The organism is Aestuariivirga sp., from assembly GCF_047600585.1.
Lineage (GTDB): Bacteria > Pseudomonadota > Alphaproteobacteria > Rhizobiales > Aestuariivirgaceae > Aestuariivirga.
This window is the reverse complement of record NZ_JASGKP010000001.1, coordinates 2,548,693-2,563,311: the sequence shown is the minus strand read 5'-3', so window position 1 is coordinate 2,563,311 and position 14,619 is coordinate 2,548,693. Positions and strand designations below refer to the sequence as shown.

The 14,619-nt window shown below is 61.4% G+C and carries 14 protein-coding genes; all 14 read left to right on the top strand.

Features of this window, described 5'->3' with window-relative positions; all coding sequences use genetic code 11:
- Positions 1-5: 5 nt before the first annotated feature.
- The 14 genes from QM801_RS12765 to flgK all read left to right on the top strand — a co-directional run bounded on the left by QM801_RS12765 (position 6) and on the right by flgK (position 14,619).
- Entirely contained in the window at positions 6-518 is a 513-nt protein-coding gene (locus QM801_RS12765; protein WP_415019594.1) for a MotE family protein, read from the top strand.
- On the top strand, positions 515-1,228 hold the full coding sequence (locus QM801_RS12760) for a flagellar basal body L-ring protein FlgH (protein WP_415019593.1): 714 nt from the start codon (positions 515-517) through the stop codon (positions 1,226-1,228). Before QM801_RS12765 ends, QM801_RS12760 begins: the two co-directional genes overlap by 4 nt.
- 8 nt (positions 1,229-1,236) lie before the next feature.
- Positions 1,237-1,827: a hypothetical protein gene (locus QM801_RS12755; RefSeq protein ID WP_415019592.1), complete on the top strand. Its 591-nt coding sequence runs from the start codon at positions 1,237-1,239 to the stop codon at positions 1,825-1,827.
- Positions 1,824-2,585, top strand: coding sequence for a flagellar type III secretion system pore protein FliP (gene fliP, locus QM801_RS12750; protein WP_415019591.1), 762 nt, complete (start codon positions 1,824-1,826; stop codon positions 2,583-2,585). The genes QM801_RS12755 and fliP overlap by 4 nt, the downstream gene beginning before the upstream one ends.
- A 193-nt stretch (positions 2,586-2,778) precedes the next feature.
- Positions 2,779-3,705 carry a flagellin gene (locus tag QM801_RS12745; RefSeq protein WP_415019590.1) on the top strand — a complete coding sequence of 309 codons (927 nt, stop codon included), beginning with the start codon at positions 2,779-2,781 and terminating at the stop codon, positions 3,703-3,705.
- A gap of 220 nt (positions 3,706-3,925) precedes the next feature.
- Positions 3,926-4,849, top strand: coding sequence for a flagellin (locus QM801_RS12740; RefSeq protein WP_415019589.1), 924 nt, complete (start codon positions 3,926-3,928; stop codon positions 4,847-4,849).
- A gap of 137 nt (positions 4,850-4,986) precedes the next feature.
- Positions 4,987-6,546, top strand: a complete 1,560-nt coding sequence (gene fliF / locus QM801_RS12735; protein WP_415019588.1) for a flagellar basal-body MS-ring/collar protein FliF — start codon at positions 4,987-4,989, stop codon at positions 6,544-6,546.
- Entirely contained in the window at positions 6,543-7,109 is a 567-nt protein-coding gene (locus QM801_RS12730) for a hypothetical protein (RefSeq protein WP_415019587.1), read from the top strand. The genes fliF and QM801_RS12730 overlap by 4 nt, the downstream gene beginning before the upstream one ends.
- Positions 7,106-8,410: a MotB family protein gene (locus QM801_RS12725; RefSeq protein ID WP_415019586.1), complete on the top strand. Its 1,305-nt coding sequence runs from the start codon at positions 7,106-7,108 to the stop codon at positions 8,408-8,410. Before QM801_RS12730 ends, QM801_RS12725 begins: the two co-directional genes overlap by 4 nt.
- Positions 8,407-9,852 carry a hypothetical protein gene (locus tag QM801_RS12720; protein WP_415019585.1) on the top strand — a complete coding sequence of 482 codons (1,446 nt, stop codon included), beginning with the start codon at positions 8,407-8,409 and terminating at the stop codon, positions 9,850-9,852. Before QM801_RS12725 ends, QM801_RS12720 begins: the two co-directional genes overlap by 4 nt.
- Complete coding sequence (locus QM801_RS12715) at positions 9,849-11,225, top strand: flagellar hook-length control protein FliK (protein ID WP_415019584.1); 1,377 nt, start codon at positions 9,849-9,851, stop codon at positions 11,223-11,225. The genes QM801_RS12720 and QM801_RS12715 overlap by 4 nt, the downstream gene beginning before the upstream one ends.
- The gene (locus QM801_RS12710) at positions 11,158-11,751 is read left to right on the top strand and encodes a transglycosylase SLT domain-containing protein (RefSeq protein ID WP_415019583.1); all 594 of its coding nucleotides are present in this window, start codon (positions 11,158-11,160) and stop codon (positions 11,749-11,751) included. The genes QM801_RS12715 and QM801_RS12710 overlap by 68 nt, the downstream gene beginning before the upstream one ends.
- An 80-nt stretch (positions 11,752-11,831) precedes the next feature.
- Positions 11,832-13,124, top strand: coding sequence for a flagellar hook protein FlgE (locus QM801_RS12705; protein WP_415019582.1), 1,293 nt, complete (start codon positions 11,832-11,834; stop codon positions 13,122-13,124).
- Between the two features lie 25 nt (positions 13,125-13,149).
- Positions 13,150-14,619, top strand: coding sequence for a flagellar hook-associated protein FlgK (gene flgK, locus QM801_RS12700; protein WP_415019581.1), 1,470 nt, complete (start codon positions 13,150-13,152; stop codon positions 14,617-14,619).

Sequence of the window (14,619 nt, the reverse complement as noted above, 5' to 3'; positions counted from 1 at the left end):
CCAATATGATACCCATGCTTGTCCTCTCCGTTGCCCTCTCGGCGACGCTGGGTGCAGGTGCTGTCCGTGCCGAACCGGCAGCCGCAGCACCGGCTGAGGATTCCGGCCCGGCGCCCAAGCCCATCGTCAAGGACTATTGCAGCAGCTTCGTCGATCTTGCCGCGGAACGCCGGCTGACACGCCTCAACGAGGCCCTGAAGCTGACCCGGGATGACGTGAATGCCCGCATTGAGGAACTGAAAATCCAGGCTGCCGAACTGAAGTCGCTGATCGATACGCGCAAGGCGATGCAGGAGAAGGTGGGTGAATCCCTCCTGAAGATTTACGTGCAGGTGGAGCCGGAAGCGGCAGCACAGCAGCTTTCGAAGCTGGAGCCGAACACGGCGGCGGAGATCCTCGTGAAGATGAACCCCAAGCGCTCGGGCGAGATCCTGACGTTGATGGACCCCAAGAAAGCCGCGGCGCTCGTTGCGCTGCTCACCTTGCAGACAAGCCCGGAGAAAGTTCCAAAGTCATGACGGTTCGTGTCGTTGCTGCCACTGTCGTGTGCGGTGTTCTGCTGTCCGGTTGCGTGGGCCGTATCCAGCACATGCTGGATGATCCGGAACTGGCGCCTGTGGGCTCCGGCCTGACCACGGCCAGCACCGAGCCTGCCGGCCTGTCCGAAGCGCTCGACAATAGCGAGCAGGGTGCAAACGGCAGCTGGGTGGGCGGCCCCGCGGATTATTTCCGCGGTCAGCGCGCCCTCACCAAGGGCGACCTTCTTACCGTGAAGATCGGCTTCAACGACAAGGCGAGCTTCAACAATTCCACCTCGCGCACGCGCAAGGCCAAGGCCGATGCCAGCACCGACTTCAATGTCGGGCTCTTTGCCCTTGTCGGCCAGGGGCAGGGTGAAGCCAATGTCGATTCCAATTCCTCGGCGAGCGGGCAGGGCACCATCACCCGCTCTGAGACGGTGAATGTCACCATCACGGCCATCGTTACCAAGGTCTTCCCCAACGGCACGCTGTACGTCGAAGGTTCGCAGCAGACGATGGTCAATTCCGAGCGCCGCGACGTGCGGATCGCCGGACTTGTCCACCCCCGCGACATTGCTCCGGACAACAGCATCGATTTCTCGAAAATCGCCGAAGCGCGCGTGGTTTACGGCGGCAGCGGCAAGGTCAGCGACGTGCAGAAACCAGGCTGGGGCCTGCAACTTTGGGACAAGCTTAAGCCCTTCTAGTGCCGGGCATGGCCTCGAAGGGTGATTCGAAAGACAAGGACGGCAAGGGCGGCGGCATCATGCCGTTGATCATTGCGGCTGTCCTGTCGATCGTGATCGGCGTTGGCGCGGGATACGGTACGATCGTCACCTTTGCCCCGCCAAAGGCACCGGAAGCAGCGGCAAAGCCTGCCGCACCGCCCGCAGCGGATGCAAAAGCGGCCGAAGCACCCGCAGCGGACGCGAAGGCCGCCGGCGGTCATGGCGCTGAAGGTGACGCAGCTGCGACCGAAGAGGAGCAGCCTCCGGAGCCCGTTGACCCCGCCGATGTGGCCTATACACCCATTCCGCCCGTCATCACCAATGTGGCCGAGCCACCCACGGTATGGCTTCGCCTCGAAGGTGGCATCACCTATCTGAAGTCCGGTGAGAAGAAGCCTGATGTGCTCGCTGGTGAAACGGCCCAGCAGATCGTGCAATACATCCGCACCATCAAGCTCTCGGATGTCGAGGGCCATGACGGCATGCAGTTTCTCCAGGATGACCTCAACGACATCACCCGCTCCTTGAGCAACGGGCAGGTCCAGAACGTCCTGATCAGCGGGCTGATCGTGGAATGAAAAAGCTCGGCCTGGCTTTCCTGATGCTGGCGCTTGCCGGAACCGCAGCCCTGGCGCAGACCCAGGGCCCGACGGTTCCCGACATCCAGGCGCCCACCGAACAGCTCCTGCAGACGGTCACGGGCTCTGCGTCGGATTCGATCCTTCAGTCCTTCGTGCTCATCACGCTGCTGTCGATTGCGCCCGGCCTTGCCGTGATGGTGACGAGCTTCACCCGTATCATCATCGCCTTCTCGTTCCTGCGCACCAGCATCGGCCTGCAATCCGCACCGGCGAACATCGTCCTCATCTCGCTGGCCATGTTTCTCACCGCCTTCATCATGGCGCCGACCTTCGATGCTGCGTACCAGAACGGCCTCAAGCCGCTACAGGACAAGCAGATCACAGAGGCCGTGGCCTACGAGCGGATCACCGATCCGTTCCGCACCTTCATGCTGAACAATGTGCGCGAGAAGGAACTGGCCTTCTTCCAGCAGATGGCGTCCGAGACCGCTTTCGGTGCCGAGCCGTCCGAAAAGGACCTTCGCATCCTTGTGCCGGCTTTCATGGTGTCGGAACTGCGCCGCGGTTTCGAAATCGGCTTTCTCATCGCCTTGCCGTTCCTGATCATCGATCTGGTGGTGGCGACGGTGACCATGTCCATGGGCATGATGATGTTGCCACCCACGGTGATTTCGCTTCCCTTCAAGGTTCTCTTCTTCGTTCTCATCGACGGCTGGACCTTGTTGATCGGCAGCCTGGTGAAGTCGTTCAACTGATTTTCGCCATTCCGTTCACATCACGTTAGGCAATGGCCAACACCACCTCTGCGATTAGGGTGCTGTTAATTTCTGTCCGATAGGTTGTTCCCATGGCGGGGCGCTCGAGAAGCGCCACGGATGAACGGTCCGCCAATCCCGGCAATGCCCGGCATGTACTCCTCAGAAACGTCAATCAAACAGGAGCTTAGCCATGGCTAGCATCAATACGAACACGTCTGCAATGACCGCCCTTCGCAGCTTGAACGCGACGAACGCGGCCCTCGACAAGACCCAGAGCCGCATTTCGACCGGCCTGAAGGTCGCCAGCGCCGAAGACAACGCCGGTTACTGGTCGATCGCCACCACGATGCGTTCGGACCAGTCCGCTCTCGGCACCGTGAAGGACGCCCTCGGCCTCGGCGCCGCCACGATCGACGTGGCCTACACCGCCACGAACGCGGCCATCGACGTGACCAAGGAAATCAAGAACAAGCTTGTTGCCGCCCGCCAGCCTGGCGTTGACCGCACCAAGATCCAGTCGGAAATCACCGAACTGCAGAACCAGCTCACCTCGATCGGTGACTCGGCCGTGTTCTCCGGCCAGAACTGGCTCTCAGTTGACTCCGGTGCCGCCGGCTACAATGCCTCCAAGACGATCGTCGCCTCCTTCTCGCGTGATGCGGCCGGTGCGGTTTCGATCGGCACGATCAGCGTGGACACCTCCACGGTCAAGCTGTTCGACTCGAACGACCAGTCGGGCATTCTCGACACCGAATCGACGACCACCAACGGCGGCGTAACCTACTCGGTCTCGACCCTCGACATCTCGGCTCTGACCGACGGCACCAACGACCTCGCCGACCTCGAAGAAATGATCGGCACGGTTGACGACTCGATTTCCAGCATGACGACGTCTGCCGCCACGCTCGGCGCGTCCAAGCAGCGCATCAGCATGCAGAAGGACTTCGTTTCGTCTCTGTCGGACGCCATCGGCCGCGGCATCAGCGCCCTGGTTGACGCCGACATGACCGAAGAATCGACCAAGCTGCAGGCCCTCCAGGTCCAGCAGCAGCTCGGCACGCAGGCTCTGAGCATTGCGAACCAGAGCTCGCAGTCGATCCTGTCTCTGTTCCGCTAACGCGGTGCACCCAGGCCGCCGGATCAAACTGCTCCCCAGACATGATCCGGCGGCATTCGTGCCTATGGAATACAATGCCTTAACTTGGCATTAACCTTATCGCTGTTATCTGGCTTCATGACGAAGATGGAGAAATCCATCAGGCATGAGGCCCGTTCGTCATTCCGGTTCCGGTCCGGCATGTCCTTGGCAACAAATACCAAGTCCTGGGGACATTTAGATGACGAGCATCAACACAAATCGTGCTGCCATGACGGCGCTGCAAAGTCTGAACGTGACGAATGGTCGTCTTGAAGATGTACAGCAGCGCATTTCCACGGGTTTGAGGGTTGCCTCGGCCTCCGACAACGCAGCCTACTGGTCGATCGCGACCACCATGAAATCGGACAATTCGTCCCTCTCGACGGTTCAGGACGCCCTCGGCCTCGGTTCGGCCACGGTGGACGTGACCTACACCGCCATCAACACCGCCATCGAATCAACCAAGGCAATCAAAGACAAGCTCGTCGCGGCTCGCCAGTCCGGCGTCGACAAGGTCAAGATCCAGGCGGAAATCACCGCCCGCCAGAGCCAGCTCCGCTCGATCGCCGACTCCGCTTCCTTCTCGGGCGAGAATTGGCTCGCGGTCGACTCTTCGCTGGCCAGCTACAATCCTGCCAAGTCGATCGTTTCGTCCTTCGCCCGCGGCCCGTCCGGCATCACCATCCAGACCATCAATTTCAACGGTGACGCCGCCAAGCTCTACGATGACAACGACCAGTCCGGCATCCTCGACCTCGAGGACACCACCACCAACGGCGGCGTGACCTATTCGGTCGCAACCCTCGACATCTCGACCCTCACTGATTCGGCGAACGACACCGCCGACCTCGAGCAGATGATCACCTGGGTCGACAACGCCCTCGGCTCGATGACGACGGCCGCAGCCAACCTCGGCGCCCTCAAGAACAGCATCGACAACCAGACGTCCTTCGTGAAGACGCTCATGGAAGCCGTGCAGCGCGGCGTCGGTACACTGGTTGATGCCGACATGACGGAAGAGTCGACCAAGCTCCAGGCCCTTCAGGTGCAGCAGCAGCTGGGCGTTCAGGCCCTCAGCATTGCCAACCAGAACAGCCAGACGATCCTGTCGCTGTTCAAGTAACGGCCTTGGCGTGAGCCATCGCGTTTAGCCCCACGGCGGGCAGGTTATCGTGATTATTTGGTAGCGCTCCAGTCATGTCTCAGGTTTCGCAGTTGCTCTCGTCCTTCGGAAGGCTTTCACGCGGGAGAGCGCTCGCGATGTTGCTTCTCGCGGCCACCTTGGGCGGGATGATCTTCATCAGCTTCGCCATGCTCAACAAGCCGGTGCGCGAAGTGCTCTATTCCAATCTCGACGCCGAAGACGTGAACCGCATCGGCTCGGTTCTCTCGGAAGTCGGAATCAGCTTTGACGTCAACGAAGCGGGCAATGCGGTTCTTGTCGAACATGGCAAGACGGCTCAGGCCCGCATGATCCTTGCCAGCAAGGGCCTGCCCAAGAGCGACAAGGCGGGCTACGAACTCTTCGACCAGATGGGCTCGCTCGGCCTCACCTCCTTCATGCAGCAGGTGACCCGCGTGCGTGCGCTCGAAGGCGAGCTGGTGCGCACCATCCAGCAGCTCGAGGGCGTGAAATCGGCCCGTGTCCACCTTGCCCTCAAGTCGGAAGGCACCTTCCGCAACCGCGATGAGAAGCCCTCGGCCTCCGTGGTCATCCGCACGGCGGGCACGCCCACCGAAGCGACCGCCGCCGCCATCCGCCAGATCGTTGCCTCCGCCATTCCCGGCCTCACTGTCGACCAGGTCACGGTGTCGACCACAGATGGTCAGTTGCTCAGCACGCCCGGTGGCCAGGACGATGCCGTTCCGACCCACATGCTCGACCTCGAGGAAAAGGTCGCCCGTGAAACCCAGGAGCGCATCGAGCGCACCATCGCACCGCTTGCAGGCCTCAACAATGTACGCGTCAGCGTCGCGGCCAAGCTCGACCTCGACAAGCGCCAGATCACCGAAACGAACTACGATCCTGAATCCAAGGTCGAACGCTCGACCCGCAGCGTGAAATCCTCCGACCAGTCCTCGGGTGGCTCCGGCGACAAGCAGGTCTCGGCCGACCAGAACATTCCCCAGGAAGTGGGGGCAGGCGGCAATGGCGACACTTCGTCGAAAAAGAAGGAAAACAAGGAAGAACTGGTCAACTACGAAGTGGGCAGCAAGCAGACGGAAACCGTCTCGAACGGCTATCGCATCGACAAGCTTGCCGTCGCCGTGGTGATCAACCGCAAGGCCTTCCTGCCGGCCGATGGATCTGCACCCGACGAAGCCAAGCTGAAGGACCGGCTCGCCGAGATCGAAGCGCTCGTGCGCTCGGCCTCCGGCGTGGATGACGCGCGCAAGGATACCTTGCGCGTCGCCATGATGGATTTCGTCGAAGAACCTGCCGCTGCCGACGTCGCTTCGGGCCCCGGCATCATGGATCAGCTCATGGGCAACCTCGGCACGATCATCAATGCTGGCGCGCTGTTGCTGGCCATCGTTCTCGTGATCGTGCTGGGCCTGCGCCCGACCATGAAGATGCTGCTCGAGAACCAGGCGAGCGCGCCCGACATGGGTGGTGCTACCGCATTGCCGGGCATTTCGCCTGACAATCCGGCCATCGCGTTGCCCGACAACTTCGATATGGGCGGCGGACTTGCATCATCCGATCCAGAGACCGCCGTTCCCATCGACAAGCTGAACCGGATCGTCGGCATCGATATGGACCGCGCCGCCCAGGTGCTGAAGCAGTGGCTTGAGAAGCCGGTCAAGGAGGCCGCATGAAAAGCTGGTCTGCGTGGTCGGTTGACCGCGAAGATGCGGCAAAGCTTCAGCAGTCAACCTCGGTGGAGCAGCAGGATGCCGCTCAGGAGATAGAAGCCGAGATTGGCGCCATCAGCGATACACTGATGAAGACGTTGACGCTCTACGAGCTGGCCGCTCTTCAGAAACTGCAACGGGCAACGCTTCGCCAATGGGTGAAGCGCCAGGGCGAACTCGTCGAAACGAGCATTTCCGAGCAGACCGACCGGATGCGCTCCAACCTCGTTAATGCCGTTGCGGGCGCCGTCGAGCCGCTTCTCAAGGACGTGATCGAGAAGAAGGCCATCGACGACTTCTGCGATGTCATGGAGCGCGCGGCAACCCGCAGTGTTTTCGAAAATTCGATCATTTCCGTGCCCGCGCGACTGCACGCCGCACTGCAGGAGGAGCTCCTGAAGCGCGGCCTCAAGCTTGAGGCAAAGGAGTCGGCCGAGGAAGAGATTTCGGTCGCCAGTGGGGACACCCACATTGAAACCAAGATCGGGTCAGTTGTCGAAGAGTTGAACGGAGTACTGCAGCAATGATGAACAAGGAAGGCACCCAGGAGATCCTGATCATCCGGCGTGGCGGCGGAGATGGTGGTGATGGTCATCATGGCGGTGCGTGGAAGATTGCCTACGCCGACTTCGTGACCGCCATGATGGCCTTCTTCCTCGTGATGTGGCTGATCAACTCCGCGAACGAGGTGACCAAGGCGCGTGTCGCTAGCTATTTCAACCCGATCAAGATGACGGATGCTTCCCCCGCCACGCGCGGGTTGAAGGAACAGGTCGATTCCCAGACCCACAAGTCCTACGCCGAAGCCGGAAAGGCGGGCGGTGGCGCTTCGGCGGAAAAAACCGAGGGCAAGCCCGTTGAACTCGCTGTGAGCGAAGACAAGCTGCTGATGAACCCTTACGCCATGCTGGATGAACTCGTGAAGCAGTCTGACCAGGCTGCGAAGTCCGGTGCAGCGCCAGAGGACAATTCCGTTCAGGGCGATCCTTTCAATCCCCGTTCATTCGAACACCTGCAGGAACTTCAGGTGACGACCCAGCAGGATGGTTCGCCCGGCGACATGGCCAATCCGGGCACCGCCAAGGAACAATCGGGCGATCTCGTGGGCAAGGGCGAAGCGAAGAGCGCCCAGACCGAGCAGCCGCTGAATGGCACGCCCGGCACCAAGGACGGCACCGGCCCGGCCGAGAAGTCTGCGGTAGGTGGCATGACGGAGCAGCCCGACAAGGGCCTGAACGCCACGCAGGAGGGCGCAGGCCCGGCTCAGAAATCAGCTGTCGGCGGCACGGCCGAAAAGCCGGCGACCCTCGAAAAGGGACCCGATGCGGTTGAGCCCAAGCCCGGCGAGAGCAAAAGCCATTCGCCGGAAGACATGCAGCTGGCGCAGGAGTTCCGTCAGCAGATCGAACAGGAAATCGCCAAGTACAAGGGCGAGATCGATCTCAATGCCCACGTGAAGGTGACCGACGAGGGGTTGCTCATCATTCTGGAAGACGGATCGGGCCGCAGCATGTTCTCGGTGGGCTCGGCCCAGCCGAACCCCGCCCTGATCAAGATCATCGGCGACATCGGCGGACTGCTGTCGAAGACCGACGGCAACGTCGTGATCCGCGGCCACACCGACGGACGCCAGTTCCGCAATCGCAAGTACGACAACTGGCAGCTTTCGACGGATCGTGCCCATATGGCGAGCTACATGCTGATCCGCGGCGGCCTTGCCGAAGCGCGCATCAAGCGCATTGAAGGCTACGGCTCCTCTTCGCCCGTCGTTCCTGGCGACACCATGCTTGATGCAAACCGGCGTGTTGAATTCCTGTTGACGCGATGAAGTTCCGCATCGCCATCTCGCGAAAGGTACTGCTGGGCGTGGCAGGTGCCCTTCTGGTCCTTGGCGGCGGTGCAGGCGGTGCGGTGTACATGGGCTATGTGTCCTTGCCCTTTGGCGAGTCCCTGGGCTTGCGCGGGTCAGTGGACGAAACCCCACCTGCCCATGGCGAACAGACAACCGAAGCGAAGCCGGCTGAGGGCGGGCACGCGCCTGCTGCCGAAGGCGATCATGCGGCCGCACCAGCGGAGGGGGAGCAAGCCGCAGCAGCGGGTGAGCATGGCGCAGCAGGCGGAGAGCACGGTGGTGGCGGAGAAGCCGGTGCAGCCGCACTTCCCGCCGTCACTTATGAAATTCCGCCGCGCAGCGATTTCAACAGCAAGGTCCGCGACCTGATGAAGGCCCAGTCCGCAGCGGCAACAGGTGCAGTTGGGCCTGTGACCTCGCAGCGGGAAGCCATTTCGAAGATCCAGATCGCGTTGCAGACGTTCGATCCCAAGACGGCCCATCAGGAAGAACTTGAATCCCTCGGCATCTATCTGCTCTCGGGCGGCAATCCCCGCGGCCTCGCCGGCATGATCGAAGAGGTGCCATCGGTAAGCCCGATCAAGAAAATCCTGCGCGGCGCCCATGATTACGTGACGGGAGACACCGAGAAGGCCAAGGCCCTGTTGATGGATGTGGATCTCAGCACATTGTCCCAGGGTCTTGCGGCACGCTTGTCTCTGGCCCAGGCGGCGATGATCGATCCCAAGGATTTTGCCGGGCAGGCGGTTGCGCTGAAGCGGGCCGCGGGATATGCGCCCGGAACGCTCGTCGAGGAAGCAGCCTATCGCCGCCTTGTCGCACTAGCGATGAAGAGCGAGGATCAGCGCGCCTTCGTGCATTCCTCGCGCCGCTATATCCGGCGCTTCCCCAATTCGCTCTACATCGGCGAGTTCCTGCAGAACTATGGCCAGGGCCTGCTGATGTTCGAAGAGATGCAGAAGCCGCTGCCACGGGCTGACCTCGACAGGCTGCTCCACATCCTGCCCCATGAGACGGCGCGCACACTCGTGCTCGAACTCGGCAAGCAGACCGTCAAGCGGGGCCTGCGTGACCTGTGCCTGCACGTGACCCGCCAGGACTATGTGCAGTATCTCAGTGACGAAACCGATGTGCGGCGGCAGAGGCTCTATGGGCTCGCCTGCAACGTGGTGGAAGACCCCGAAGCCGCAAAGGTCGGATTGACGTCCCTGGAGGAGCAGGGGCTTCCCCCCGAAGACACCGCACTCAAGGCCGATGCCTTGCGGCTTGCGGAAGCCATGCTGGGCGAGACCCAGGCCCCCCAGATCGGCCAGTCCGCCGGCCCCGAACTCCCGGACGCAGACACCTCGGCGACCGAGGTCAGCGCCGCACAACAATTGCAGGCTAGTGAAGAATTACTGAAAGAGGCTCTGCAATGAAGCTCGAAACGTCTGGAAATGTGATCGGCTTCCCGGGGATTGCGGCCCGTGGCAATGCCGCGAAGCGCCAGCACGACCTCGCCATGCCGGACGAGCAACAGGCAAAATCCGGTTTCCTTTCAATGCTTCGCTCGAACATCGAGGATGCCGAGCAGCTCGTGTCTTCGCTTGAGCCCGGCGAGGAGCGCGCCCCCAGTGAACTCGAGGCAAGCCGCCGGGAAGGCATGGTCGATACGACCTATTTCGGCACACTGATCGGCGCCGTGGCCACCAAGATGGCGTCCGCTTCCCTGGGAGACATGCCGGCCGACGAGACCGAGATTCCCGCCGTGCCGAGCTTCCAAGTCATTGACAAGGCGCGGCAATTCCTGATGGATGACGACGAGGCGCCCGACACCGCCGAGACTGCCGAAACCGGCAAGGCCTTCGGAAAGGCGCTCCGCAATGAGCTTGCCCCGCCGGCCGTGACAGAGGCGGATGACACTGCCCCGGCTCCAGCACCAGTCAAGGTTCTTGAGTTGAACCTGCCGGAGCAGGCTGAAGCACAGACCCAAGCCCTGAAGTCGAACTCATTTGTCATCCAGGGCGAACCCAAGATCATCGCGCCGAAGGCCACGGGCCACAGCGGCCATGAGGGCAAGACTGACGCATCGGCCAATGAAGCTGAAAGCAACACCGGCACGATCGTTCCGTTCCGCGGTGCGCTTCATGCGGAAGCCAAATCCGACAGCCGGTCCTCCGATCGGGGCACCTCTGACCGGTCCGATGACCAACCCGATGTTCCGGTGCAGGCCACTTCAGTTCAGACCGATGCTGATCTCTTCACCGCGAAGGCTGCCGACAGGTCGCCAACGCAACAGATTGCCGACAACATCCGCCAGGCGGTTCCGGCGTTGCAGGCTCAGCCTCTCCACAATGGTGAAAAGGCGGCGACCATCCGCTTCAAGTTGCAGCCGGAAAATCTCGGCGATGTTGAAGTGAAGCTCAGGATCCGTGGTGACAAGCTGGAAGTGGGCATCATCATGGAGCGCGGTGATGCCGCCGGTTCCGTGCGCCAGGCGCAGGATGATCTTCGCAAGAGCCTGGGTGAGCAGGGGCTCACTGTCGACATGATCGATGTATCACTCGCCTCGCGGCCCGTTCGCGAAGCATCTGCAAGTTCACAATCAGATTTGATGCAGCAGGGGAACCAGCAGCCGTCGCGCCAGGATGCGCAGGCAGGTTCATCTGGTGGTGCATCCTACGGCCGTTCCGGAATGCAATCTGGCTCACAGGGAAATTCCGGTGCCGGAAGGGAGGACGGAAATGGCAATCTCCAGCGTTTTGCGGAAGAGCCTGCTCCTCGCAGCGTGCGCAGCGGCGTTTTCCTTTAACTCCACTTCGGCTGCCCGGGCAGATCAGCAGTCACTGGTCTGCGAGCAGCAGCTTGCGCGCGCCTCGCAGGATGAGCAGGTGCCGCTGCCGGTTCTCTACGCCGTCGGCCTCACCGAAAGCGGCAACAAGGGCCGCCTCCATCCCTATGCCCTCAACATCGAAGGCAAGACGGTGTTTCCGAAGAACAAGCAGGACGCGCTCCGGCAATTCGCCGATGCCCGCAAGCAGGGCAAGAAGCTGATCGACCTGGGCTGCATGCAGGTCAATCACCATTTCCACGGTTCCAATTTTTCAGGCCCGGACGAAATGCTGGTCCCCGACAAGAACGTGACCTATGCGGCGCGCTTCCTGAAGGAACTGCGGCAGGAGCACGGCAGCTGGACCATGGCGGTTGCGCGCTATCACGCGAGCGCCAAGAACAAGGTGGCGCAGAGGCGATACATCTGCGCCGTCATCAGCAATCTCGTGCGCAGCGATCTCGGCGCATGGACGCCGGATGCCAAACAATTTTGCGGAGTTCGTTAAGCGGGAGAAAACCCTTAATGACGAATTCATTTTCGCGGCACTCCGCCTGATCCGCCGCTACAGATCGCCACAAGCTACGAATGACACAATGGGCTGCACAAAGGAGCAGTTCCATGAGTCTTTATGGTGTTATGCGGACGAGTACTTCGGGGATGGCCGCGCAGGCGACCCGGATCTCGACCGTTGCCGAGAACGTCGCAAACTCGAATACCGTCGGCTACAAGGCCGTTCGCACCGAGTTCTCCAGCATTTTCATCAATAACAACGTTTCCAGCTTCAATTCCGGCGCCGTAGACACCAACATCCACCGCATCGTTGACAACCAGGGCACCTTGCAGGCCACGGGTTCCGTCACCGATCTCGCCATTGACGGCGACGGCTTCATGCTGGTGCGCAATGCCAGCGGCGAAAACTTCATGACCCGCGCCGGCTCCTTCATTCCCGATGGCAACGGCACGCTGGTCAACACCGGCGGCTATCAGCTTCTTGGTTACCCGCTGACGAGCGGAAACCCGACAGTTGTCGTGAACGGATACACCGGTCTTGTGCCGGTTTCGGTGAGCGACGTGGCTCTCGTGGCCCAGCCGACGACCACGGGCACCTTCGCGGCCAACCTTCCTTCGACCGCCGCCATCACGGCAGCAGCAAATCTTCCCTCCGCCAATGCGGCCGGCTCGACCTACACGGCGAAATCGTCGCTCGTTACCTATGGCAACCTGGGCGAGGAAGTGACCCTCGATGTCTACTTCGCCAAGACGGCCACGAACCAGTGGGAAGTGAGCGTCTACAACTCGGCCGATGCAGCCACTGGTGGCGGCTTCCCCTATGCCTCCGGCGCCCTGACCACGCAGACCCTCGATTTCGATCCGAACAACGGCCAGCTTGACGCTTCGAGCGTGAACGCCCTCAGCATCGCCATCCCCGGCGGACAGCCCCTCGATCTTGATCTCTCCAACATGTCGCAGCTGGCCACGGGCTATTCCGTTCTGTCCGCGAAGGTTGACGGCAACGCTGCGAGCGCCGCCGAGATTGTCGAAATCTCCAACGACGGTACGCTCTTCGTGTCCTTCGCTAACGGCACGCGCCGCCCGCTCTTCCGGGTTCCGATCGCGACCGTCACCAGCCCGGACAATCTCGCGTCCATCTCCGGCAACGCTTTTGCGCCCACGTCGAAGTCAGGCGACATCCGCATCGGTTTTCCGGGCGAGGCGGGTCTTGGAAATCTGAAATCAGGTGTTCTCGAGCAGTCCACGACAGACATCGCCTCCGAATTCACCGACATGATCGACGCCCAGCGCAATTACACCGCGAACTCGAAGGTCTTCCAGACCGGTGCGGAATTGATGGACGTTCTTGTGAACCTCAAACGATAAGGGCGACGAGCGCGCATAAAGCATCATGAGTGGTCTGAGTACAGCACTGACGCAAGCACTGTCTGGCTTGGTGGTTTCCCAAAGCCAGACGGCTGTCGTTTCACGCAATATCACGCGTGCGTCGGACGAAGACTACACCCGCAAGATCCTTGGGCTCACCACGGACTTTGCGGGCAATGCGCGCGCGGCCAACATCTCGCGGGTTGTCGAGCAGAAGCTGACGGATGCTGTCAGCGCCTCGAAATCCATCATGTCCGGCCAGCAGGTGACGAGCGATGCGCTCCAGACCCTCTCGGAAACCATCGGTGACGTGGAAGCCGACGGGTCCATTGCCTGGGGCATCGGCCAGTTACAGGTGGCGCTGAGTGACTACGAGGCCTCACCCAGCAGCCTGACGGCCGCCAACAATGCCGTGGCCGTGGCAGGGCGTCTGGCCCAGTCGCTGAACGATGCCTCCGGAATTGTCAGCGGTCTCCGCCAGCAGTCGGATTCGGGCATCTCCGCATCGGTCGATAACGCCAACAAGATCCTTTCGGAAATCGAAGAGATCAACGGCCAGATCACCAGTGCGGGCAGCGACAGCGGCACCGTCGCCGAACTTCTCGACAAGCGTGACGCCGCCATCAAGCGTCTCTCCGAGGAGATGGGCGTGCGCACCGTGCAGCGCCCCAATAACGGCATTGCGATCTATACCGACAGCGGCGTCACGTTGTTTGACGTCAAGGCCCGGTCCATCACCTTCAGTGCCACGCCCTCGCTCACGCCGGGAGTTCCCGGAAATGCCGTCTATGTGGATGGCGTGCAGGTGACGGGCGCGGGTGCGCCGATGCCGCTCCGCTCGGGCCGCATCGTTTCCCAGGTTGATGTCCGCGACAACCTCACGACTGCCTATCAGTCGCAGCTGGACGAGGTGGCCCGCGGACTCATTTCGCAGTTTTCCGAAAGCGACCAGAGCGGCGCCAGCCTTCCGGACGCCACGGGCCTCTTCTCCTATACGGGTTCGCCTGCGGTTCCGCTTGCCGGCACCGTCTATCCGGGTCTCGCATCCGAAATCAAAATCAACGCGGCCTTCGACACCACGCAGGGCGGCAATGCCTCGCTCCTCCGTGACGGTGGCGCCAATGGCGCGGCCTATGTCTACAACACGACGGGCGCAAGCGGCTTCCAGGGCCGCATCGCATCCCTCATTTCCGGTCTCGACAAGCCGGCGTCCTTCGACGCTGCAACAGGACTCGATCCGAACGCCAACCTGAAGAACTTTGCTTCTCTCTCGGCGGGCTGGATCGAACAGAAGCGGTCTGAAGCCGACCGCAAGCTGGATACGGTTGAGGCTTCATATCAACGTGCAACAGACGCGCTTGCCAAGAAATCGGGCGTGAATATCGACGAGGAAATGGCGACGCTTCTCAACCTGGAGAAGTCCTATCAGGCATCAGCAAAGATCATGTCCACAGTTGATCAGATGATGAGCACCCTGATGGAGATTGTGAGGTAG

What these genes read in the sequence shown, in the direction of transcription:
- QM801_RS12705 (WP_415019582.1), top strand. Translation starts at nt 11,832, where the DNA reads ATGACACAATGGGCTGCACAAAGGAGCAGTTCCATGAGTCTTTATGGT.
- flgK (WP_415019581.1), top strand. Translation starts at nt 13,150, where the DNA reads ATGAGTGGTCTGAGTACAGCACTGACGCAAGCACTGTCTGGCTTGGTG.
- QM801_RS12740 (WP_415019589.1), top strand. Translation starts at nt 3,926, where the DNA reads ATGACGAGCATCAACACAAATCGTGCTGCCATGACGGCGCTGCAAAGT.
- fliF (WP_415019588.1), top strand. Translation starts at nt 4,987, where the DNA reads ATGTTGCTTCTCGCGGCCACCTTGGGCGGGATGATCTTCATCAGCTTC.
- fliP (WP_415019591.1), top strand. Translation starts at nt 1,824, where the DNA reads ATGAAAAAGCTCGGCCTGGCTTTCCTGATGCTGGCGCTTGCCGGAACC.
- QM801_RS12765 (WP_415019594.1), top strand. Translation starts at nt 6, where the DNA reads ATGATACCCATGCTTGTCCTCTCCGTTGCCCTCTCGGCGACGCTGGGT.
- QM801_RS12710 (WP_415019583.1), top strand. Translation starts at nt 11,158, where the DNA reads ATGGCAATCTCCAGCGTTTTGCGGAAGAGCCTGCTCCTCGCAGCGTGC.
- QM801_RS12755 (WP_415019592.1), top strand. Translation starts at nt 1,237, where the DNA reads ATGGCCTCGAAGGGTGATTCGAAAGACAAGGACGGCAAGGGCGGCGGC.
- QM801_RS12760 (WP_415019593.1), top strand. Translation starts at nt 515, where the DNA reads ATGACGGTTCGTGTCGTTGCTGCCACTGTCGTGTGCGGTGTTCTGCTG.
- QM801_RS12720 (WP_415019585.1), top strand. Translation starts at nt 8,407, where the DNA reads ATGAAGTTCCGCATCGCCATCTCGCGAAAGGTACTGCTGGGCGTGGCA.
- QM801_RS12730 (WP_415019587.1), top strand. Translation starts at nt 6,543, where the DNA reads ATGAAAAGCTGGTCTGCGTGGTCGGTTGACCGCGAAGATGCGGCAAAG.
- QM801_RS12715 (WP_415019584.1), top strand. Translation starts at nt 9,849, where the DNA reads ATGAAGCTCGAAACGTCTGGAAATGTGATCGGCTTCCCGGGGATTGCG.
- QM801_RS12745 (WP_415019590.1), top strand. Translation starts at nt 2,779, where the DNA reads ATGGCTAGCATCAATACGAACACGTCTGCAATGACCGCCCTTCGCAGC.
- QM801_RS12725 (WP_415019586.1), top strand. Translation starts at nt 7,106, where the DNA reads ATGATGAACAAGGAAGGCACCCAGGAGATCCTGATCATCCGGCGTGGC.